A 23,700-nucleotide genomic window follows, 5' to 3' on the forward strand; every position below is an offset into this window, starting at 1 on the left:
AGGAATCTTAATAGATGTAGATGGAAAGATAGTCAACAACGCCTTTTTTGTCTTCAAAACAAAGCGAATTTTCACTTACGACCACTGCTGTTCAATGTGCTCTTTCTCGCTGCTGACCACCACAGAATAAGGATCTTGATGGATCAACACATCCGAGGCGGGAAACAGTTCCAACAGTTTCGCTTCCACTTCATCGGCAATTTGGTGCGCTTTGATCAAAGGTAAATGATCGTCTAGCTCCAGATGCAACTGGATAAAACGCGTTGGGCCCGACATGCGCGTGCGCAGTTGATGCACCCCAAGTACGTGCTCGACCGTTAAGCACGCGCAGTGGATCTGTTCAAGCTCTTCGTCAGGCAACTTGCGATCGAGCAGCGTCTGTACCGCTTCACTGACCATTTTGAACGCGCTATAGAGGATAAATAGCCCAATGCCAACCGCAAACACCGCATCCGCTTGACCAACGCCAAAGTAACTCAGGCCAAGGGCCAACATGATCGCGGCATTCATCAGCAGATCGCTTTGATAATGGAGGGAATCGGCGGCAATCGCTTGGCTACCCGTGGTCTTGACCACGTATTTTTGGAAGGTCACTAAGCCCAGCGTGACCACCATGGCAAATAAGCTGACATAGACGCCGTATTCGGGGGAGTTCAACAAGTGAGGGCGGAAAAAGCGATCAACGCCATTTAAGATGAGGAAAACCGCCGAACCGGAAATAAACATCGCCTGCGCCAAAGCGGCCAAAGATTCCGCTTTGCCATGGCCAAAGGTGTGCTCTTCGTCGGCGGGTTGCAACGCGTAGCGCACCACCACCAAATTCACCACAGAAGCGGCGATATCCAACATCGAATCAATCAGAGAAGCGAGTAAACTAACCGACCCCGTTACCCACCAAGCGGCAACTTTAACGATAAGAAGAAGAGTGGCGACCGCTGTTGCCGTCCAAGCGGCCATGGTCACTAGTCGTGCATATTGCTGTTTCATAATCATTTAAAACTCAACCAACAGACGGCCAGTATAACTCGCTCATCATTGAATGAATATGAAACAATTAGGGCGACATTGCTGTCGCCCTAACAGATTAATCGTCTGCTTTATCGGCAAAGCGTTTGTGCATTTTCGCACCGCACTCCTGCATACGCTCATTTTGTAACTCCACAAATTTCGCTTTTTGCTCTGGAGTGAGAACGCTCAACATCTGGTGCTGCTTCTCTAACATTTGCACCCGGCGCTCTGCCTGTTTCGCCGCCATCTCTTTTGCCAGCTCGTTGGCCGCATTGGCGTCAAATGTGTCGGCCAACACTAACGCTTGCACTTTAGCATGCTGCGCTTGACGCTCCGCCTGATTGTCAGCGAATTTGCCTTTAAACTGCGCTTTCATCTCTTTGCGACCCGCTTGACGCATCGAGTCTAATTGCTCTTTTTGAGCATCGGTCAGATTCAACTCACGGAAGATACCGCGATCCATACCCATGCCACACTCGTCGTCAGGACCGCCTTTGTGATGACCTTTACCACCACCGAAAGCAAACGCACTCGCGGTTGCCAAAGTTAAAGGAAGAATCGCCGCAGCCAGTACCAGTTTTTTTACCGTTTTCATAATCTATTCCTTACTCATTCAGTTGTTTCTGAGCTGCTCTCACAGCGCTTGAGTTTAGAATACAAAACCCTGAGTAAAGCGGCGTATAGAGAGCGTAAAGTATCGTAAAGAGCGACATTGCTCCTCATACCTGACAGCCATTTCACAGTACTATTAAGGCAGAACGACGATATTTAAAGGTAATCCTATGGCCAATATTCTGCTGATTGACGACGACACCGAGCTAACTGGTTTGCTGACCGAAGTGCTTTCGTATGAAGGGTTTAATGTCACCGAAGCGAATGACGGTGAAAGTGGCCTTGCGGCACTGACAGCGGAGATCGATCTGATTCTGTTGGATGTGATGATGCCCAAACTCAACGGTATCGACACCTTAAAACGCCTGCGTACACACTGGGAAACCCCGGTCTTGATGCTGACCGCTAAAGGGGAAGAGATTGACCGAGTGCTCGGCCTTGAGCTGGGTGCCGACGACTATTTGCCTAAACCGTTCAGCGACCGGGAACTGCTGGCACGCATCAAAGCGATTTTACGCCGCACCAGCAACCCCAAAGGCGCGAAAAACGGTGGCGACTGCATTGAGTATCAAGATCTCAAACTCTACCCGGGCAGACAAGAAGCCTATTGCCAAGAGAGCCTACTTGATCTCACCTCAACAGAATTTGCCCTGCTCAGCCATTTTGTGCAAAACCCGGGGGAAACGCTGACCAAAGAGACGCTCAGTTTGGATGTCCTTGGCAAACGCCTCGCCGCGTTTGATCGCGCCATTGATATGCACGTGTCTAATCTACGCAAAAAGCTTCCCGAGCGAGTCGATGGCAAGTCACGCATCAAAACCTTGCGGGGCCGTGGCTATTTGATGGTTGAGGAATAAAGCATGCGCTTACCCAAGATCACCAGCCTGTATGGGCGCATTTTTGCCATATTCTGGTTCACCATGTTCTTGGTGTTGATGGCGGTGCTGGCGCTGCCACACCTTGATCCGCGCAAAGCCCATGCGATCCCGCCCGATCATTACGATCGCCTACTGGAAGCGAAGCAAGAGATCGAACGTGAATTTGCCAATGAACGCGATCTGGGTAAAATTCTCTTTCGTCTCGAACGTCCGGGCGAGCGCCACGGACGCGACAACCGACCACGTTTTTTCCTCAGTGACACCGACGCCAACATTCTCACCACGCTCAAACACAACGACTTTCAGATCAAAGCGTTGAAAAATTTTGTCACTAGCATGGAGCATCCCGACAAGCCACAACAAAAACTCTATGGCCGTTTTATGCTTTCAGGCCCGATCCCGATTACCTTGGCTGGCAAAGAGTACTTTTTGTACGTCGGCTTCAAGTGGAATCAGCCACCACCGTTTTTGCTGCGCATGTTTGACCAACCTTTGCAACTGCTCTTAGCGGTCATGCTGGTCAGCACACCGCTGCTACTTTGGCTGGCATGGGCACTGAGCCAACCTGCGCGCCGATTAGAAAAAGCCGCCCAGCGAGTAGCAAAAGGGGAATTTGTTACCGATCCAACGCTAGAGAAAGGCACCTCCGAGTTTCGCCAAGCGGGCGCGAGTTTTAATCAGATGGTGGAAGCGGTCAATCAGATGATTTCAGGGCAGCAGCGTTTGCTTTCGGATATCTCTCACGAGCTGCGCTCCCCGCTGACTCGCCTGCGCATGGCCAACGCGTTGGCGACCCGCAAGCAGGGGGAAAGTGCTGAGTTGCAACGCATTGATACCGAGGCGCAGCGATTAGAACAGATGATTGCCGAGCTGCTGGCGCTGTCGCGCATGCAGATGAACAGCCATCTCGACCGTGAGGATCAACCCATCAGCAGCTTATGGGAAGAGATCATACAAGATGCGCAATTTGAAGCAGAGCAGATGGGCAAAACGCTCAACTACTCACCGCTGCCATCGCGCACCATTTCGGGCAACCCCAAACTCTTGATGAGTGCGGTGGAAAACCTAATTCGCAATGCAATTTACTACGGGAAGGATTGGGTTCAAGTTGAGGTACGCGACCACGGCGATCAACTGCACATCACGGTGGATGACAATGGCGACGGTGTCCCCGACGCCGAACTCGAGGCGATTTTTCGCCCCTTTTATCGCGTTTCCACCGCTCGCGATCGCCACTCCGGCGGAACAGGGCTTGGGCTGACGATTACCGAAAGCGCCATCCGCCAGCATAGTGGTACGATCAAAGCCAGCCGCAGCCCACTCGGAGGGTTGCGCGTCAGCGTCACTCTCCCGCTAAATAAAATCGGCTGAGTCGCTGTTGGACTCGTTCTGGCGAGCGCCTTATACTTGGCTCCACCTTGACTAAACGAACTCGATGGCATGTTTGATATTGCGCTCTACGAACCGGAAATTGCCCCAAACACTGGCAACATTATTCGCCTGTGCGCCAACTGTGGCGCACATTTGCATCTGATTGAACCGTTAGGTTTTGATCTGGAAGAGAAGAAAGTGCGTCGCGCTGGCTTGGATTATCACGATCTCGCCCGCGTGACACGCCATAAAAACTACCAAGCCTTTCTCGATTTTCTTCAGGCGCGCGGTGAATATCGTCTCTTCGCCTGCACCACCAAAGGCAGCGATCATCACATTAACGCCCGCTATCAACGCGGCGATGTCCTGCTGTTTGGCCCAGAAACACGCGGTTTACCTCAAGAAGTGATTGAAAGTTTGCCGACCAGTCAGCGCATTCGTATTCCGATGATGCCCGAGGCACGAAGCTTGAACCTGTCGAACGCGGTGGCGATTATTGCCTTCGAAGCGTGGCGACAACTTGACTTTGAGGGGGCGGTTTAATACGCCATCAACATGCGATAAAAAAGCCGGGCATGCTCGGCTTTCTCTCTATCTGGCTCTATTTATTTGCGCTTCGGTTTATTTCAGCTTTGGTTTGTGCTCGTCATCGTCTTTGCGCTCAAACTCGCCTTCGAACGTTTGTCCGCTTCGCTCAGCATCATGATGACGGTGAGAAAACATCTCTTGCTCAAAAGAGTGCGACGTAAAGCTGCTTTTGACCACCACTTTACTCATCAATACGCGTGCTAGCGCCGCTCGGGGCGCAGGCAATAACACCACCATGCCCATCGCATCGGTCATAAACCCCGGGGTCAGCAGCAGCACACCCGCCACCGCTAACATCACTCCTTCAACAATATGCTGCGCGGGCAACTCGCCTTGCTGCAAGCGCTGCTGTACCGACAGCAATGTTTGTAACCCTTGGCTGCGCACCAAAGACGCGCCAACAAACGCAGTCAATAACACCAAACCAATCGTCGGCCAGAGCCCTAAAAAGCCACCGACCTGAATAAACAGGCCGATTTCGATGATCGGCACACAGATAAAAAGCAATAAAAGTACAGGAAACACAGGACCTCCTCAGTTCGTCCCAGTGTAATGGCAAAGCCGCTGACAACTCAAATTGAAGCTGTAAAAAAGCGTGATTGACCAAACCCGCGCGCTGTTCACAACCCATTTATATTTTGCAAAATATTCAGTAAATAAAAGCAAAAATAGTGATCCACTTACTATTTTTATACGCTGGGAACAGTATCATGTGCTACATAAGTCAGGACGGATTTTACAGCCAAAAATTCTGATGAATGGATTCTGCTTGCAGATATGGCTAACTAATATTTTAAATTATCAGAATTATCATCTAAGGATCCTGTTATGGCTACCCTAACTGAAGCGCATCCAGCGTCTACCCAAGCCACTCGCATTGAAGAAGATCTATTAGGTCAACGTCATGTTCCTGCGGATGCGTACTACGGCATCCACACTTTACGCGCTATCGAAAACTTCAACATCTCCAATGTCACGATTTCGGACGTACCTGAGTTTGTACGTGGCATGGTGATGACCAAAAAAGCCGCGGCACTGGCTAACCGCGAGTTAGGTGCGATTCCAAAGAATGTGGCGGATTACATTATCCAAGCGTGTGACCTGATGCTGGAAACAGGCAAATGCATGGATCAATTCCCGTCAGACGTCTTCCAAGGCGGCGCTGGCACATCGGTGAACATGAACACCAACGAAGTGATCGCCAACATTGCGCTTGAGTTGATGGGTAAAGAGAAAGGCAGCTACGATGTGATCAACCCGAACGATCACGTCAACAAGAGCCAATCCACCAACTGTGCCTACCCAACCGGTTTCCGTATTGCCGTTTACAACAGCATCCATAAATTGATGGAAGCGATTGAATACCTCAAAGGCGCGTTCGAACTGAAATCACAAGAGTTCAGCGGCATTTTGAAAATGGGCCGCACTCAGTTGCAAGATGCGGTGCCGATGACCGTTGGTCAAGAGTTCCACGCTTGGGCGGTGACGCTGAATGAAGAGATCCGCGCGCTGGAATACACCTCGAAACTGCTACTGGAAGTGAACCTAGGTGCAACTGCCATCGGTACTGGCCTAAACACCCCTCCGGGCTACCAAGCGCTTGCGGTGAAACACCTTGCAGCGGTAACTGGCCTTGACGTGGTACCGGCCGAAGATCTGATTGAAGCAACCTCAGACTGTGGTGCTTACGTGATGGCGCACGGCGCACTAAAACGCCTAGCGGTCAAACTGTCTAAAGTGTGTAACGACCTACGTCTGCTCTCTTCTGGCCCTCGCGCGGGTTTGAACGAACTTAACTTGCCAGAAATGCAAGCAGGCTCTTCCATCATGCCAGCCAAAGTAAACCCAGTGATTCCTGAAGTGGTCAACCAAGTTTGCTTCAAAGTGCTGGGCAACGACAACACGATCTCTTTCGCAGCCGAAGGCGGCCAGCTACAGCTCAACGTCATGGAGCCTGTGATTGGTCAGGCGATGTTCGAATCGATTTCACTGCTGCAAAATGCCTGTGTCAACCTACGTGACAAGTGTATCGATGGCATTACCGTCAACAAAGAGATCTGTGAGAACTACGTATACAACTCTATCGGTATCGTCACTTACCTCAACCCATACATCGGCCACCATGAAGGTGACATCGTGGGTAAGATTTGTGCGGAAACGGGTAAGAGCGTGCGTGAGGTGGTCCTTGAACGCGGCTTGCTCACATCAGAAGAGTTGGATGACATTTTGTCGGTGCAAAACTTTATGCACCCAACCTATAAAGCGAAACGCTACGAATAAGTAAAAAAAGGCTCTGATTCAGAGCCTTTTTACTTTCTACCGGCAGTAAAAAAGAGAAAGCTTGCGCTGGGTCATGGCAAGAAAAACAACCAGCATACCGCCGGATAGAGCCAGTTTATTTTCTATTCATTTCTAGGAGTCTAAGATGTTCTTAATTGAGTTCCTTATCGTATTAGGATGTATCCTAATTGGTGCAAGGATTGGCGGTATCGGCTTAGGTGTAATGGGCGGTATTGGCCTTGCCATTCTCAGCTTTGGTTTTGGTATGCAGCCAACCAGCCCACCTATTGATGTCATGCTGATGATCATGGCGGTTGTGGCAGCAGCTGCTTCAATGCAAGCCACAGGTGGTTTGGATTACCTGATTAAAATCGCTACCCACATTTTGCACCGCAACCCTCGTCACATTACCTTTATCGCACCTGTAGTGACGTACTTTTTCACTATGATGGCGGGTACCGGCCACGTAGCCTATTCTGTACTGCCTGTAATTGCTGAAGTGAGCCGTCGTAGCGGCATCCGCCCAGAGCGCCCACTGAGCATGGCGGTGATTGCCTCCCAGTTTGCCATTGTCGCCAGCCCGATTGCTGCCGCTGTGGTCGCCTTGGTTGCCTTCTTAGAGCCGCAAGGGATCACTCTCACCGACGTGCTGATGATCACCATTCCAAGTACCATTCTCGGTTTGGCGTGCGCTTGTCTGTTCGTCAATAAGATTGGCGTAGAGCTTAAAGACGATCCTGAATATCAGCGCCGTCTGCAAGACCCAGAGTTTCGCGCTGAAATGGAACAAGAAGTGTCGGTAGCGGACATTGAAATCACGCCGCAAGCGAAAAAATCGGTCGCGCTATTCTTATTTGGCGCCATCATAGTGGTGGTGATGGGTGCCCTGCCAAGCTTGCGTCCGCAATTTAACGGCTCGCCAATGGGCATGGCGCATACGATTGAAATCGTCATGCTCTCTATTGCCGCTCTGATCATTTTGCTATGTAAACCCAATGGCAATGCCATCAGCCAAAGTTCCGTATTCCATGCGGGTATGCGTGCCATCGTCGCCATTTTTGGTATCGCTTGGCTGGGTGACACCTTCATTGGCGGTCACGGCGCTATGGTTAAAGAGGCGGTGTCAGGGCTAGTTGAAGTCGCGCCTTGGACGTTTGCTTTCGCCCTGTTTGCTCTGTCGGTAATGGTGAACAGCCAAGGCGCAACCACCGCCGTGTTAGTTCCTGTCGCGATCACACTCGGTTTGCCACCAGCGGTGATCATTGCGGTATTCGTTGCTGTAAACGGTTACTTCTTTATTCCTAACTACGGCCCAATCATTGCTTCAATCGACTTTGACCGCACAGGCACAACGCGCATCGGCAAGTACATTTTCAACCACAGCTTTATGATCCCTGGCTTACTTAGCATGGTATTCAGCATTGGCTTTGGTCTGCTACTGACCAACATCTTGATGTAATTTGCTAGATACAGAATTTAGGGGAACCTCGGTTCCCCTTTTTCTTCGCCCGACATCACAAAGCCAATGCACGTGAAACTTTCTGCGCGGTTTCAGGGTCTGAGTGAGTTACACTAGGGTCTGTTGACCTTTTGAGATGATTTTTGCAGCAGTTTGTGGATTCTTTGTGCAAGGCAGAGGCTTTGAATTGTAGGAGCCTACATGATAAGCCGATAACGCAGCAAAAAGGAGCCACAAACGCTGCCCGAAGGGTTCGAGCTAGGCGCCCCCGCAAAAAGCGTTTTACTCTTTGTTGAGAGGTGTTTTGCTTAGAATGACTAGGCTACAAACCTCTCGCCGCGATTAAAACGCTTTTATCTCGAACAAAATTTAACCGCAAAAGGTCAACAGACCCTAGCCACAACTTAAGTTTCGATCCCAAATATTATGCGCGCATTGTTTACTCTCTTATTGCTGGGTGCCATGACGTTTTCCGCACCCTCGCTTGCTCTGTTTGGCAATAGCCAGAATTCGGGCTTTTCCTCGGGAAGCAGTGAATTTGTCACTGTCGACCAGGCTTTTCCATTTAATTCGTTCCAGCAAGGCAATCGCATCACCCTAGACTGGCAAGTGAAAGACGGCTACTACCTCTACCAGCAGCGTCTCTCTTTTAGCGCCGAAAATGTCTCCCTCGGTGAGATTGAGATGGAAAACGGCCAGCCGTATCGCGATGAATTTTTTGGCGACGTCAACATCTACACGACGCCGCTGTTCGTCAGCATTCCCCTGCAAGACTGGCAAAGCGGAGCAAAACTGATTGTGCAGTATCAAGGCTGCGCCAAAGCTGGCTTTTGCTACCCACCGGAAACGCGGGTGGTTGAGCTTGAGTCGTTTACTAATGGCCAAGCGCCAGCCGTGAAATCGTCTGCCCAACCTGCGGCCAGCAGCAAGACAGACGCATCAACACTTTCGCCCGCTGCGCCTTTAACCCAGCAAGATAAATTGGCTTCTGGCTTAGCTGATAACTGGTGGACACCACTGCTGTTTTTGGCGCTGGGCGTCGGTTTGGCCTTTACTCCTTGCGTTCTGCCGATGTACCCGATCCTCACCAGTATCGTGCTCGGCGGCGGTCAGCTCAGCCAGCGACGCGCATTCGGCTTGGCACTGATCTATGTGCAAGGGATGGCGCTGACATACACGCTGCTTGGTTTGGTGGTCGCTTCCGCTGGCCTGCAATTTCAGGCGGCGATGCAACACCCATACGTGCTAATTGGCTTGAGTGTACTCTTTGTTGCCCTCGCTCTGTCGATGTTTGGCCTCTACACCTTGCAACTACCAAGTCGCGCGCAAACTTGGCTGAGTAACCTTAGCAATCAGCAGCAAGGTGGTAGCAGCTTAGGCGTGTTTGCGATGGGGGCGATTTCTGGCTTGGTTTGCTCTCCTTGTACCACCGCGCCGCTCTCCGGTGCGCTGCTTTACGTGGCACAAAGCGGCGACTTGCTCACGGGCGGGGTGGCGTTGTATGCACTCGCCATGGGCATGGGCATTCCGCTGATCCTAGTGGCGGTGTTTGGCAACAAACTCTTGCCGAAAGCAGGCGGCTGGATGGAGCGCGTCAAAATCCTGTTTGGCTTTGTACTACTCGCCGCGCCTATTTTCCTGCTGGAACGCATTCTTCCCGAACTGTGGTCGACCGCCTTATGGTCAGTGTTAGGCATCGCCGCATTTGGCTGGCTTTACCATGTCAAAAATAGCTTAGAGTTTGGTGGCTGGAAGCAAAGTGCGCTGGGTATCATCGCCGTGCTCGGTCTACTCGCCTCGGCGCAGCCTGCGTTGCACTATTGGTATGCGCCGCAAAGCGCATCGACGTCCGTAAACGAGGTGCGCTTCACGCGCATCAGCTCCGTGGACGACTTACAGCAGCAACTGCAATTCGCCAAACAAGCCGGTAAACCTGTGATGCTCGATTTTTATGCCGACTGGTGTGTGGCGTGTAAAGAGTTTGAGAAATACACTTTTCACGATGTTCAGGTCGCGGCGAAGTTGCAGCAATTTGTCTTGCTACAAGCTGATGTGACGCGCAATCAAGCGCAAGACATTGAGCTGCTACAACATCTGCAAGTGCTCGGTTTGCCAACCATCGAGTTTTGGGATGCACAAGGAAACCCCGTTTCAAACGCGCGGCTAACTGGCTTTATGCCAGCCGAACCCTTCTTAGCGCATCTGGACGCGCTTACTCCATAACACTTTCAAACGCCAGCGAGATACCTCTCTGGCGTTTTCCTTTGCCGATTTCTCATTTCCTTTCTCGTGTATATGCAAGAAATCTAATAAAAGTCGATTTACATCAGACTTTTAGCGGATAAATATTGTCCAGCAAGGCAAAGCTGACAATAATTCTATTAACGAATTAGTAAAAAGCGCTTAACGTCATGGACTCGACCTACACCATTATCATTGCCGACGATCACCCTCTTTTTCGCAACGCCCTGTTTCAGTCGGTGCACATGGCGGTCAGCGGCGCCAATTTACTTGAAGCCGATTCTCTAGAAGCACTGCTCAATCTACTGGCACGTGAAGAAGAGCCAGATCTGTTGCTGCTGGATCTCAAAATGCCGGGCGCCAATGGCATGTCGGGGTTGATCCAACTGCGCGCGGAATACCCGGATTTACCGATTGTGGTGGTCTCTGCTAGCGAGGAACCGTCCGTGGTAACCCAAGTGAAAAGCCACGGCGCTTTCGGTTTTATTCCCAAATCGAGCGATATGCGAACCCTTATCGCCGCACTCAACCAAGTGCTCAATGGCGACCCCTATTTCCCGGAAGGTTTGATCATCAATAACGCCGCGTGTAATGATTTGGCGGAGAAAATCGCCGCGTTGACGCCCCAGCAATATAAAGTACTGGGCATGCTCTCTGATGGCTTACTCAACAAACAGATCGCTTACGAGCTCAACGTTTCTGAAGCGACCATCAAAGCGCACATGACGGCAATTTTCCGCAAACTGGACGTGAAAAACCGCACTCAAGCGGTCATTCTGCTTAAAGAGATGAGCGAGTAACTTACTCGCTCGTTGGCGCTTGACTATCGTCGGTAGGTAGACACAAACCGACTTTCGTCACCTGCCAATCCACCACATCCGCGACCACCCAGCGCAATCCTTGCCATTCAAAATGGTCACCCAATACTGGGGTTGCGCCCAAGTGTTCCGTCACTAGCTCCTTAAGAGTCGTGTCACCACTGACATCGCCGAGATCTAAGCCATAGGCCATCGCCATGTCAGACAGTTTCGCTTCGACATCCAAGAAAAAATCACCGAAGAAGCGGGCAAACGAGGCTTTCTCTGGCGCTTCACTAAACAGTTGGCTGAAACAGTTGGCTGAGCGCTTCGAGATCTTTTTCTTGCCCAAGCACACACAAGGTATCGCCCTCTTCGAGTTTGGTGCTGCCCGATGGGTGCAGTAACTGCTGCTGGCGAAACACTGCTGCAATACGTGTCCCTTCAGGCAAAAACAAGTTGCGTAGAGGCTCGCCGATGCACCATTTGTCTTGTTTCAGTTTATAGATAAGCAGCTCCCACTCGCTGGTAGGGAAAATTTCGACGCCTGTGCGCGAAATCGGCTCGGGCTTGGAAGGCAGTTCCACTTTGGCCAGCGCCATGCTTTTGGTTAACGTACCGCCCTGCACAATCAGCGAAACCATAACGACGAAAAACGCCAGATTGAAATAGAGCTGTGCGTCCGGCAGACCCGCCATCATCGGGAAAACCGCCAAGATGATCGGCACCGCGCCTCGCAACCCGACCCAAGAGATGAACCATTTCTGGCGTGCGGTAAAGCTCTTAAACGGCAACAGCCCAATCCACACCGAGATTGGCCGCGCGAAGAGAATCATACCAAACGCCAGTGCCAAACCGGGCACCGCGATGTCCAACAAGTTGGACGGCTTCACCAACAGCCCCAACACTAAGAACATGCCGATTTGCGCCAACCAAGTCATGCCATCCAACACGTTGAGAATCGAGTGGCGGCTGCGCGTTGGGCGGTTACCAATCAGCAATCCCACTAAATAAATCGACAAAATACCACTGCCGCCGAGAGCATTCGACAGGGCGAAAATAATCAAACCGCCACTGATGGTCAGAATTGAATAAAGCCCTTCCGGTAGCTGACTGCGATTGATTATTTTCAACAAAAGCCAGCCGCCAGAAAGCCCGAGCAGAGCGCCAATACCAAACTGCTTAACAAAACTGAGCGCTAAAAATCCAGCGCTGAGGCCGCTCTCGCTACTGCCGAGCACCGCAATCATGGTCACGGTGAGAAACACCGCCATTGGATCGTTGGTACCGGATTCAATCTCCAAGGTTGAACCAACCCGCTCATTCAAGCTGCGCCCTTTCAATAGCGAAAACACCGCTGCGGCATCGGTCGAACCGACGATCGCACCAACCAAAATGCCTTGCAGTAAATCGAGGTCAAACAGCCACGTTGCCATCAATCCGGTCAATAATGTCGTGATGGCAACCCCAACCGTGGCGAGCGAAACCGAAGGCCAAAAGGCAACCCGAAAACTGGCCACGCGAGTACGCATTCCCCCGTCGAGCAAGATGATAGCCAGCGCTAAATTACTCACCAGATAGGCGATCGGGTAGTTATCAAATAAAATGCCACCAACGCCGTCTTCCCCTGCCAGCATACCGACAGCGAGAAAAACGAGCAGAATTGGAATCCCCAATTTTGAGGACACCGGGCTGAGGAGCACACTGAGCGCAATAAGCAGTGCACCAATCAGAAAAAAGCCGTTGATTGTGTTTGCGTCCACTTTCTCCCTCCCTTTAGTTAAATTGTTGTTATTTGCAGCGAAAGCCAACGTGTTTAGCCTAACTATTTTGCACGAAAACGTGACTCTTTATCGAAAAGTTTATGTAAACAATTGAGTTTTTTCTGTCTAATTTAGCGTCACTATGTTGCCGATGTGCGTATACGACATGAAAATGCGCCAGCAAAGCCCTGAGGAATCCCCTAATGATTTTGATAAAAATCATTAAGTTAAGGTAGATACACATCTTGTCATATGATCAAATGGTTTCAATCAGACAACAAGATGTGCGAACTCGATATTTTACACGACTCTCTTTACCAATTCTGCCCTGAATTACACTTAAAACGACTCAACAGCTTAACGTTGGCTTGCCACGCATTACTTGACTGTAAAACCCTCACTCTTACCGAACTTGGCCGCAACCTGCCAACCAAAGCGAGAACAAAACATAACATCAAACGCATCGACCGATTGTTAGGTAATCGTCACCTCCACAAAGAGCGACTCGCTGTATACCGTTGGCATGCTAGCTTTATCTGTTCGGGCAATACGATGCCTATTGTACTTGTTGACTGGTCTGATATTCGTGAGCAAAAACGGCTTATGGTATTGCGAGCTTCAGTCGCACTACACGGTCGTTCTGTTACTCTTTATGAGAAAGCGTTCCCGCTTTCAGAGCAGTGTTCAAAGAAAGCTCATGACCAATTTCTAGCCGACCTTGCAAGCATTCTACCGAGTAACACCACACCGCTCATTGTCAGTGATGCTGGCTTTAAAGTGCCATGGTATAAATCCGTTGAGAAGCTGGGTTGGTACTGGTTAAGTCGAGTAAGAGGAAAAGTACAATATGCAGACCTAGGAGCGGAAAACTTGAAACCTATCAGCAGCTTACACGACATGTCATCAAGTCACTCAAAGACTTTAGGCGATAAGAGGCTGACTAAAAGCAATCCAATCTCATGCCAAATTCTATTGTATAAATCTCGCCCTAAAGGCCGAAAAAATCAGCGCTCGACACGGACTCATTGTCATCACCCGTCACCTAAAATCTACTCTGCGTCGGCAAAGGAGCCATGGGTTCTAGCCACTAACTTACCTGTTGAAATTCGAACACCCAAACAACTTGTTAATATCTATTCGAAGCGAATGCAGATTGAAGAGACCTTCCGAGATTTGAAAAGCCCTGCCTACGGACTAGGCCTACGCCATAGCCGAACGAGCAGCTCAGAGCGTTTTGATATCATGCTGCTAATCGCCCTGATGCTTCAACTAACATGTTGGCTTGCGGGCGTTCATGCTCAGAAACAAGGTTGGGACAAGCACTTCCAAGCTAACACCGTCAGAAATCGAAACGTACTCTCAACAGTGCGCTTAGGCATGGAAGTTTTGCGGCATTCTGGCTACACAATAACAAGGGAAGACTTACTCGTAGCTGCAACCCTGCTTGCTCAAAATCTATTCAAACATGGTTACGCTTTGGAGAAATTATGAGGGGATCCCTCAGCGCAAAGCCTGCGAGGCAAAACTAATCTAGGTCGATTTCTTAGACCTTTGGCTAAATTAACATCATGTTAACATCACATTTTCCTGCCGTATCCTGCGTCAATCGACCTTTTGAGCTGATTTATCCCACCATTTGACCCGACTAAAGTTGCACAGATCTGTTGATTTTTCGCTGCTATCTTAGGAAGTGTAACATTACGTTAACACATCTATTCAGACGAGAAACACAAGGAGAAGGCCATGGCGTTCGAATCAACAGAACATGCTCAAGCCTACTGGAAGGAAAACTTGGGGATCATGGGATCACTGCTAGCAGTGTGGTTTTTGGTGTCTTATGGCGCTGGAATTTTATTTGTCGAACCGCTAAATGCGATTCAATTTGGTGGTTTCAAATTAGGATTTTGGTTCGCGCAGCAAGGGTCGATCTACACCTTTGTAGCGCTGATCTTTGTTTATGTGGCACGGATGAACGCCCTAGACAAAAAGTACAACGTACAGGAAGACTAAGAGGTTTAGAAAATGGATATTCAAACTTGGACGTTTATTCTGGTTGGTCTCACCTTCGCCCTGTATATCGGTATCGCTATCTGGGCACGTGCGGGATCAACCAGTGAGTTCTACGTTGCTGGCGGTGGTGTTCACCCTGTTGCCAACGGCATGGCAACCGCCGCGGACTGGATGTCAGCCGCGTCGTTTATCTCAATGGCAGGGATTATCTCCTTCATCGGCTACGATGGCACGGTTTACCTAATGGGTTGGACCGGTGGCTATGTGCTACTTGCGCTGTGTCTTGCTCCTTATTTGCGTAAGTTTGGTAAATTTACCGTGCCCGATTTTATCGGTGACCGTTACTACTCAAGAACGGCGCGTATGGTCGCGGTATTTTGTGCCATCTTCGTCTCCTTTACTTACGTAGCAGGTCAGATGCGTGGCGTGGGCGTGGTATTTGCGCGCTTCCTCGAAGTTGACATCAATATGGGTATCATCATCGGTATGGCAATCGTCTTCTTCTACGCGGTAATGGGCGGGATGAAAGGCATTACTTATACTCAGGTAGCTCAATACTGCGTACTGATCTTCGCCTTTATGGTCCCTGCGATTTTCACCTCGCTTATGATGACAGGTAACCCTGTCCCTCAGCTTGGCTTTGGTTCTACCATGGCGGGCAGCGATGAGTACCTACTCACCAAACTGGACGGCTTGACTCAGGAACTGGGCTTTACCGCCTATACCGACGGCTCGAAGAGTATGGTTGACGTCTTCTTCATCTGTGCGGCCCTCATGGTCGGTACAGCGGGACTTCCACACGTTATTATTCGCTTCTTTACGGTTCCGAAAGTATCTGATGCACGTATCTCTGCCGGTTGGGCTCTGGTCTTCATCGCGTTCTTGTACACCACGGCACCTGCGGTAGCCGCGTTTGCTCGCGTGAACATGATTGACACCATCAACGGTCCAGACATGCAAGGCGTGGCAGCAGCCGATGCACCAAGCTGGTTTAAAAACTGGGAAAGTACTGGCCTAGTCAAATGGGAAGATAAGAACGGCGACGGCAAGATGTTCTATGCGGGCGATGCTCGTAACGAAATGACCATCAACAATGACATCATCGTACTGGCTTCGCCTGAGCTAGCGAAACTGCCAAACTGGGTGGTCGCTCTGTTGGCCGCAGGTGGCTTGGCGGCGGCACTCTCGACCGCAGCAGGTCTACTACTGGTTATCTCAACCTCGATCTCACACGATTTACTGAAGAAAGGCTTTAAGCCGGATATGACCGACAAGCAGGAGCTGAGGGCCGCCCGGATAGGCGCAGCACTGGCGATTATCGGTGCAGGCTATCTGGGTATTAACCCTCCCGGCTTTGTAGCGCAAGTGGTGGCATTCGCCTTCGGCTTGGCAGCCGCTTCGTTCTTCCCGGCGATTATTCTTGGTATCTTCTATAAGAAGATGAATAAAGAAGGCGCGATTGCCGGTATGTTGTCAGGTATTGCGTTTACCGCGGCTTACATCATCTACTTTAAGTTCATCAATCCAGCAGCCAGCACTCCAGACAACTGGTGGTTTGGTATCAGCCCTGAAGGGATTGGTACGCTGGGTATGTGCTTGAACTTTGTTGTCTCTATCGTAGTGAACAAGTTCACCGCCGAAGTACCCAAAGATGTACAAGATATGGTCGAGTCTATCCGTTATCCAAAAGGAGCTGGTGCTGCGCACGACCACTAATAAGACTCACGAGCTTTATTGTAGGGATTGAGCTCCGTGGAAAAGCAAAGCCGATGCAACTGCATCGGCTTTTTGTTTTAAATTAACAATTTTCTTAATTTCACAACAAATTAGAGATTTATTCCAGAATGAAAAATCTTTCTCATATTAAAAATAAATATCCAATATATTAGGCATCATTTGCACACGGAATGAAAATGAACATCACCAAGTTGATAGTAACATTATTCTTAGTTCTTTTTTCATCAGTAAGCCAAGGTACTATGTTAAACATCTTTGATTTATTTAAAAAAAATGAGTATGTCTTAAGTCCAGAGATCTCTGGACACCTGACTCAAGACGGACAAGCATTGGCAAATAGAGAAGTTTATCTTGAAGGCGGGTTCTTAGAACATCGATATAACCATAAGACACAAACCGATCTGAATGGATATTTCCATTTTGAGCCTATGATTCATGCTCAGTGGCTGAAGAAATCTCCATTAAATCAGGCTTACTCTTACTTTGGCATTTACTCAATTGTAGAAGAAGAAAAAATATACATCTGGCGCTCTCAGCTTAGCTACGATAAGCCTTATGACTTCATTATTAATAATCTAAGTGATTTTAAATGCAACCTAAACTCACCAGTGTATGAATACTATTTTAAAAATCCTGTAGTACCTAATGGCGTTGATTTGATGCTAATAAGCAGATGTAAAATTAAGGGATATAGGCACAGAGAAAAATTACACATTGAAAATAAAAACAATGAAGCAATCATCTAAGTTAATAAACAGAATAACCTTATTACTATCTTTAACTTTTCCATATCAGGCCTACGCTATGGACATATTAAACAAAAAAGTATACAACTTAACTCCAAAAATTCAAGGGAACATTTCAGAAAATAATATTCCTATTGAAAACTTGGAGGTAACCTTAGAGATTAGTGCTCTTAATAAAACAAATGAGTTTAAAGTCATCACAAACAAAAACGGAAATTTCTATTTTAATCCAATAAGTATCTCAACCATAAAAAAAACAAGTATGTTTGATCAAAAAATGGTAAGCACTTCTTTAACCATTGAAGATAGTGGTCGATATATATACTTGTGGCGCTCTTATTTACCCGGCTATGAAATACTCCCTTTCATGTCAGAAAATCTATCCAATCTTACGTGTAGTATTAACGCTAAGGAAAAGTATTTCATTTTTGATTCTATGATAAAAAACCATGATGGATATGAAATACATACCATTTGTGAACTACACGGTGCTTTGGAATCTGGGTATATAGAGGATTAGACATGAACTCACTATCAGACAAGTTGCTTCACTGTTTGACTTTTGGTTGAAATCGCAGTTCTCACTGGAGATTTACTTGTTGATATATTTATTCTCTAGACGTTGCTTAAACGGTTATGCCAACAAACAGATCTATAGATCTTTTCTCTGCGTTCACCCAAACACCCAACAACATTGATATCAGTACTAAGGGCTGTCTTATCTTGGTATACCAGCAGAATATGGTATACCCTACATTGGATTCTGCCGCAATGGATGATAACAAATCAAGTTCTTCACTTTCATATTGTGCTTTCATGTTGCTTTTGCTTTTAAATTAACAATTTTGTTAATTTCACAACAAATTAGAGATTTATTCCAGAATGAAAAATCTTTCTCATATTAAAAATTAATATCCAATATATTAGGCATCATTTGCACACGGAATGAAAATGAACATCACTAGGCTGATAGTAACATTATTCTTAGTTCTTTTTTCATCAGTAAGCCAAGGTACTATGTTAAACATCTTTGATTTATTTAAAAAAAATGAGTATGTCTTAAGTCCAGAGATCTCTGGACACCTGACTCAAGACGGACAAGCATTGGCAAATAGAGAAGTTTATCTTGAAGGCGGGTTCTTAGAACATCGATATAACCATAAGACACAAACCGATCTGAATGGATATTTCCATTTTGAGCCTATGATTCATGCTCAGTGGCTGAAGAAATCTCCATTAAATCAGGCTTACTCTTATTTTGGTATTTACTTACTAACAGAGGAAGGGAAAACATATCTTTGGCATTCAATACTTGATTATGATCAGCCCTTTGATCTCATTGTGGACAACCTTAGAAGTTTGAAATGTGAAATAAATTCTACTGAGTATCAGTACTATTTTAACAATCCTGTCGTTCCTCATGGCGTCGATTTGATGCTGATAAGTAGATGTGAGATCAAAGGATATAAACGTAGAGAAATAAATCAAGAGGATTAAAATGGCCACTCTAACACCAAAATTGGCTTCGCAAATAGCGAACATTCCTTACGAAATATATCATGGTGAAAACCTAAAAATATTATCTGGAGAATTTAAAAAACACTTTTCTTTCTCAGAAGATAGCACGTTTAAAGGACAAACAGGTGGAATATCTTTATTGGAAAACGTACCTTTAATTAGAAAGGTCATTCCTGGAGCAATGCGCACTTCAAAAGCTTTTGCGGTGATTGGTATTGGCAAGGGAATATACCAAGATGAAATCGTAGTCTCCATTCGTGGTACACAAAATGCCAATGATTGGGTTACCAACGCGAATATTGGTTGCAAGGGCTCACCAAATGGTTCAATAGCACATGCAGGATTTATTAACTCATTTAATAGTATCAAGAGTCAAATAAAACAACATTTATCTAAAACCAATCGCACACCAAAAAAAATTCACTGTGTCGGGCACAGTTTGGGGGGAGCATTAGCATCGCTTTGTGCCGACTGGCTAAAAAGCGAGTACTCTTGTCGAGTCAATCTCTATACTTTTGGCGCACCACGTGTTGGCTTGGAACAATACGCCATTAAATCAGGCAACAGAGCTGATAAAATATTCCGCTGTACTCATGGAGGAGATCCTGTCCCTATGATTCCACTTTGGCCTTTTGTCCACGCGCCCTATCAAGGCCAGGAGTATCGTTTAGACAGTTCAACCCGAGTCTGTATAAGCGCTCATTCAATGTCTGCATTCTCAAACCCTGGATATTTAAATACGGCAAGTTCTGAAGACTGGACAGCATTAAAGATTAGCGCTAACCAATATTTGCATACGCCTGTCAGATTGAAATTTGAGCACAGAAATCAAGCTTCATTTTCAGAATACTGGGCAAATAAAATAAGCTCAGCCCTGATCACTCTTTTGAAAGATGCTGGCCTTCTCGCTTCCATTGCAGCACAGGCATCCATCTCTGTCGGACTCACATTTTATGACTTACTCTCCAGACATCTTGAGAAAGTCGCCAAAGCGTCGAAAGTACGGGAAGTGCAAGTTCGCGGTTTGCTCGGTCATATGTTGGTTTTTGCCGGAAAACCAGTCACTGCCATTGAAGATATGACAGCCAGTTTTATTCGAAAAGTATTTAGTGTTGTCATTGGTAAGCTCTATCGCGTCGCAAAACAGGCGATTCAGGCTGCCAGCTAAAAATACCTATGCCATCGAAAAAAGACCTCTTGCGAGGTCTTTTTCTAAGCATTCACCCGATTCAATACTGCTCTTAACTTCAGCGGTTTAACGGGTTTGGCAATAAAGCCAAACCCGTTGGCTTTTATCGCTTGCATCATCTCTTCGGTGCGATCAGCACTGATAATGACGCCTTCAAATCGGTTGCCTAAACGCAGTTTGCACTGCTGCAACACTTCGAGACCGGTTCGCCCGTCGTCTAAACGATAATCGGAGAAGATCACCTGAGGGATCCAGCCATTTTCCAATGTTTTCAGGCTGCCAATAATGTCCGTTGCGGTTTTCACTTCACAGCCCCAACGTACCAGCAAGTTTTCCATGCCGACCAAAATCTCTTCTTCATTGTCGACACACAGAATGCGTAGATGGCTGAGATCCGCCACCGCTGGGCTGGGCTCACTCACCGCAGGCTTTTGTATCTCGCTGGCTTTATCGAGCGTAATGGAAAAGACGCTGCCTTTGCCGTGCCAAGAACGCATCGAGATTTCATGCCCAAGCACTTGGGCAATCCCTTTAGAAATCGCCAACCCTAAACCGAGCCCTTGATCTGAACGTACCTGACTACCGCGATTGAACTCTTCAAAGATCTCCTGCTGTTTATCTTCTTCAATGCCCATGCCGTTGTCCCAAACGTCGATCCGCACACGCCCCGCGACGCGGCGCACACCAAGCAGCACTTTGCCGTTGGGGCTGTAGCGAAAGGCGTTGGTCAAAAAGTTTTGCACCACACGGCGCAGCAGTTTGGGGTCCGAGTTGACGGTCAGTGAAGAGGGAACCATGCAAAACTCAATACCTTGCTGCTTGGCTAAGGCACTGAATTCCGCATTGAGGTTGGCCAGCACATCGTCGATGGCGAAGCCGTGCATGTGAATATCCAGTTTGCCGGACTCTAGCCGCGAGATATCGAGCAAATCACCGATGAGATCTTCCGCTGCCCCCAGCGCACTTTCGATGTGCGAGGCCAGCTTGCGCGTTTCATCTTCTTTCGCCACTTCAGAGAGCGACGAGGCAAACAAGCGCGCGGCGTTGAGTGGCTGCATTAAATCATGGCTTACCGCGGCCAAAAAGCGCGACTTGGATTGCGACTCGCGCTCAGAACGTTGCGTTGCGGTCACCAGTTGCTGATTCAATCTCTCTAACTCGCGTGTGCGCAGATGAACGCGCTCTTCCAGCGTTTCATTGGCCTCTTTGAGCGCCTGTTCGGCATGGCGAAAGACGGTGATATCGGTAAAGCTCATCACAAACCCTCCGCCGGGCATCGGGTTGCCTTGCACTTCGATCACCCGCCCATCGGGGCGAATTCGCGATGAGGTATGCCGTGTACCTTGCTCAAGATGGTAGACCCGACGGCGCACGTGATCTTCCGGGTCGCCCGGACCGCACAGCCCTTGCTGCGCATTGTGACGAATTACATCGGCAATCGGCCGCCCGACTTGGATCAGCCCCGGCGGGAACTCAAACAGCTCTAAATAACGTTGGTTCCACGCCACCAGCCGCAACTGTTTATCCACAACTGCGATCCCTTGCCCAATGTGCTCGATTGCCCCTTGCAGCAGCCCACGGCTGAAGTCGTAGAGCTCTGAGGCTTCATCCACTATGGTGGCGACCTCTTCCAACTGCATGTTTCGCCCTTGCAGCGCCGAAGTGAGGACCAACTTCGCCGATGACGCGCCAAAAACACCAGCCAAAACCCGTTCGGTATGGCGAATTAAGGTCGACGGCGCTTGCTGATTGGGCAGCAGCACTTCTCGCTGCTGCGACCAATAGTAAGCAAAGGCATTCTTGACCCGAGTGCGGCCAACAAAACGCGACGCCAGCATTTCCAGCTCAGCGACCGTGACACGGCTTTGGTACAAGCTGATGTTCTCATTTTCCGGCAGCGGGATACCGATAAAAGACGCCGATTGTAAGCGCTCACTTAGGCTTGGCCGTGTCAGCATCGAAACCAGCAGATAGCAGAAAGCGTTGGCACTGACGCTGAGGATCATCCCCCAATCCGATGCTTTAACGTCCAGCCCGCTCAGCAGTTCAGGAGGGGTAATTATCCAGATCAACAAGTTGCTTTGCGCATCGCCAGCCAGCATATCGGTCTGAGTCATCAGGGTGATCAGCCACAAAGTGAAGCCGACCGCCAGCCCGACATACACCCCTTTGCGGTTGCCTTGCCGCCAGTACATACCGCCAAGCAGCGCAGGGGCAAACTGGGTGATCGCGGCAAACGAGAGAAAGCCAATAGCCGACAACGAATGAATCGCATCCAGCGCTTGATAAAAACCCCAAGCACCAATCAACAACAGAAGAATCAGCGCGCGACGAATGCGCAGCAGCAGGCCGGAAAAGTGATGATGATTGCGATTGGACAAACGCATGCGTCTGAGCAGCAGTGGCATGACTAAATCATTGGAGACCATGATCGCCAGCGCGATGGTCGACACAATCACCATACCACTGGCCGCCGAAGTTCCGCCGAGAAAGGCCAGCAGCGCAATATCGCTGGCACCAAACGCCATCGGCAAACTGATCACATAGGTATCGGCCGAACTGGCCGGCAGCAAACTTTGCCCCGCCCAAGCGATGGGCAAAACAAATATCCCCATCAGAACCAGATAGAGCGGAAACAACCAACGAGCGGTATGCAGATCTTGCGCGCGCTCGTTTTCCACCACCATGGTGTGAAACTGGCGCGGCAGACAGACGATCGCCAACATCGTCAATACAGTGTGAATAAGTAGCGTCGCAACATTCGGCGCTTGGTAGGTGCTCGTGATCGCACTGGTTAAATCGAAGCTTTCGTGGCGCATCATCAGCCAGACGATAAACACCCCGACGACTAAAAAAGCCAACAGCTTGACCATGGACTCAAACGCAATCGCCATCATCATGCCGCGATGATGCTCGGTATTGTCGATGTGGCGCGTGCCAAACAGCATGGTAAAAATCGCCAGTGCACCAACCACAAACCAAGAGACGTTGTAATCTTCGTAGCCAAACTGACTAAAGAGATCGGGGGCGATGATCTCCAGTCCCATGGTGATGCCGCGCAACTGCAGCGCGATATAAGGCAAAATACCGACCACGGCAATCAAGGTGACCACCACCGCAATGCCCTGCGATTTGCCATAACGGGCAGCGATAAAGTCGGCGATGGAGGTAATGTGCTCTCGTTTGGCGATCAGGATCAGCCGAGCAAGGATGCGCCATCCCAAGGTGAAGACCAAAATCGGCGCGATATAAATGGGTAAAAACGACCAAGGGTTGCTACTGGCTTGGCCGACGGTGCCGTAAAACGTCCACGACGTACAATAAACTGCAATAGACAAGCTGTAGACCCACGGGCGCCAACGCGCCAGCCATTTTTTCTGTCTATCGCCATACCAAGCAATCAAAAACAAAATGCCCAGATATGCCAACGACACGGGAATCACAATCCATCCTTGCATGCGTCATCCTTCCTGATAAAAAACCTCTCCGCTATGGGAGAGGTT

General features: G+C 48.8%; 18 protein-coding genes and 1 pseudogene. 14 read left to right on the forward strand and 5 right to left on the reverse strand.

The features are described 5' to 3' along the window. Positions 1-75: 75 nt before the first annotated feature. Both fieF and EA26_RS19610 read right to left on the reverse strand, forming a co-directional pair. Positions 76-987, reverse strand: coding sequence for a CDF family cation-efflux transporter FieF (gene fieF, locus EA26_RS19605; protein WP_039431719.1), 912 nt, complete (start codon positions 985-987; stop codon positions 76-78). A gap of 97 nt (positions 988-1,084) precedes the next feature. After that, positions 1,085-1,603 (reverse strand): CpxP family protein, encoded by a 519-nt coding sequence (locus tag EA26_RS19610; protein ID WP_039431295.1) that lies wholly within the window; start codon positions 1,601-1,603, stop codon positions 1,085-1,087. A gap of 187 nt (positions 1,604-1,790) precedes the next feature. Between EA26_RS19610 and EA26_RS19615 the strand changes: the two genes are divergently transcribed. From EA26_RS19615 to trmL, 3 genes are all read left to right on the forward strand, one after another. Then, a complete protein-coding gene (locus tag EA26_RS19615) occupies positions 1,791-2,477 on the forward strand; it encodes a response regulator (protein WP_039431296.1) in 687 nt (228 codons plus the stop codon). 3 nt (positions 2,478-2,480) lie between these two features. Continuing rightward, positions 2,481-3,869 (forward strand): envelope stress sensor histidine kinase CpxA, encoded by a 1,389-nt coding sequence (gene cpxA, locus EA26_RS19620; RefSeq protein WP_039431299.1) that lies wholly within the window; start codon positions 2,481-2,483, stop codon positions 3,867-3,869. Positions 3,870-3,938: 69 nt separating this feature from the next. Then, positions 3,939-4,412, forward strand: coding sequence for a tRNA (uridine(34)/cytosine(34)/5-carboxymethylaminomethyluridine(34)-2'-O)-methyltransferase TrmL (gene trmL / locus EA26_RS19625; RefSeq protein WP_039431302.1), 474 nt, complete (start codon positions 3,939-3,941; stop codon positions 4,410-4,412). A gap of 78 nt (positions 4,413-4,490) precedes the next feature. Here trmL and EA26_RS19630 read toward each other — a convergent pair whose 3' ends face one another. After that, positions 4,491-4,982, reverse strand: a complete 492-nt coding sequence (locus EA26_RS19630; protein WP_039431304.1) for an FxsA family protein — start codon at positions 4,980-4,982, stop codon at positions 4,491-4,493. Between the two features lie 303 nt (positions 4,983-5,285). Between EA26_RS19630 and aspA the strand changes: the two genes are divergently transcribed. From aspA to EA26_RS19650, 4 genes are all read left to right on the forward strand, one after another. Beyond that, a complete protein-coding gene (gene aspA / locus EA26_RS19635; RefSeq protein ID WP_039431307.1) occupies positions 5,286-6,737 on the forward strand; it encodes an aspartate ammonia-lyase in 1,452 nt (483 codons plus the stop codon). A 145-nt stretch (positions 6,738-6,882) separates the two neighbouring features. After that, positions 6,883-8,196, forward strand: a complete 1,314-nt coding sequence (locus EA26_RS19640; protein ID WP_039431309.1) for an anaerobic C4-dicarboxylate transporter family protein — start codon at positions 6,883-6,885, stop codon at positions 8,194-8,196. Positions 8,197-8,658: 462 nt separating this feature from the next. Further along, complete coding sequence (locus EA26_RS19645; protein ID WP_407701084.1) at positions 8,659-10,419, forward strand: protein-disulfide reductase DsbD; 1,761 nt, start codon at positions 8,659-8,661, stop codon at positions 10,417-10,419. Positions 10,420-10,607: 188 nt separating this feature from the next. Further along, positions 10,608-11,237, forward strand: a complete 630-nt coding sequence (locus EA26_RS19650; protein ID WP_039431314.1) for a response regulator transcription factor — start codon at positions 10,608-10,610, stop codon at positions 11,235-11,237. Between the two features lies 1 nt (position 11,238). Here EA26_RS19650 and EA26_RS19655 read toward each other — a convergent pair. Further along, a pseudogene (locus EA26_RS19655) lies at positions 11,239-12,997 on the reverse strand (potassium/proton antiporter). A gap of 282 nt (positions 12,998-13,279) precedes the next feature. Between EA26_RS19655 and EA26_RS19660 the strand changes: the two are divergent. The 7 genes from EA26_RS19660 (at position 13,280) to EA26_RS19695 (ending at position 20,176) form a co-directional block, all read left to right on the forward strand. Next, positions 13,280-14,488, forward strand: a complete 1,209-nt coding sequence (locus EA26_RS19660) for an IS4-like element ISVsa5 family transposase (RefSeq protein WP_039431722.1) — start codon at positions 13,280-13,282, stop codon at positions 14,486-14,488. A 252-nt stretch (positions 14,489-14,740) separates the two neighbouring features. After that, positions 14,741-15,007 (forward strand): DUF4212 domain-containing protein, encoded by a 267-nt coding sequence (locus tag EA26_RS19665; RefSeq protein WP_039431317.1) that lies wholly within the window; start codon positions 14,741-14,743, stop codon positions 15,005-15,007. A gap of 12 nt (positions 15,008-15,019) precedes the next feature. Next, positions 15,020-16,723, forward strand: coding sequence for a sodium:solute symporter family protein (locus tag EA26_RS19670; protein WP_039431320.1), 1,704 nt, complete (start codon positions 15,020-15,022; stop codon positions 16,721-16,723). A 197-nt stretch (positions 16,724-16,920) separates the two neighbouring features. Further along, positions 16,921-17,490 carry a DUF6795 domain-containing protein gene (locus tag EA26_RS19675; protein WP_039431321.1) on the forward strand — a complete coding sequence of 190 codons (570 nt, stop codon included), beginning with the start codon at positions 16,921-16,923 and terminating at the stop codon, positions 17,488-17,490. Positions 17,491-17,548: 58 nt separating this feature from the next. Beyond that, the gene (locus tag EA26_RS19680; protein WP_152593748.1) at positions 17,549-18,010 is read left to right on the forward strand and encodes a DUF6795 domain-containing protein; all 462 of its coding nucleotides are present in this window, start codon (positions 17,549-17,551) and stop codon (positions 18,008-18,010) included. A 425-nt stretch (positions 18,011-18,435) separates the two neighbouring features. Then, the gene (locus tag EA26_RS19690; RefSeq protein WP_226978323.1) at positions 18,436-18,987 is read left to right on the forward strand and encodes a DUF6795 domain-containing protein; all 552 of its coding nucleotides are present in this window, start codon (positions 18,436-18,438) and stop codon (positions 18,985-18,987) included. 1 nt (position 18,988) lies between these two features. Beyond that, positions 18,989-20,176 (forward strand): lipase family protein, encoded by a 1,188-nt coding sequence (locus tag EA26_RS19695; RefSeq protein ID WP_039431328.1) that lies wholly within the window; start codon positions 18,989-18,991, stop codon positions 20,174-20,176. Positions 20,177-20,220: 44 nt separating this feature from the next. Here EA26_RS19695 and EA26_RS19700 read toward each other — a convergent pair whose 3' ends face one another. Further along, the gene (locus EA26_RS19700; RefSeq protein ID WP_039431330.1) at positions 20,221-23,655 is read right to left on the reverse strand and encodes a hybrid sensor histidine kinase/response regulator; all 3,435 of its coding nucleotides are present in this window, start codon (positions 23,653-23,655) and stop codon (positions 20,221-20,223) included. Positions 23,656-23,700: the final 45 nt, after the last annotated feature.

The organism is Vibrio navarrensis (assembly GCF_000764325.1).
GTDB lineage: Bacteria > Pseudomonadota > Gammaproteobacteria > Enterobacterales > Vibrionaceae > Vibrio > Vibrio navarrensis.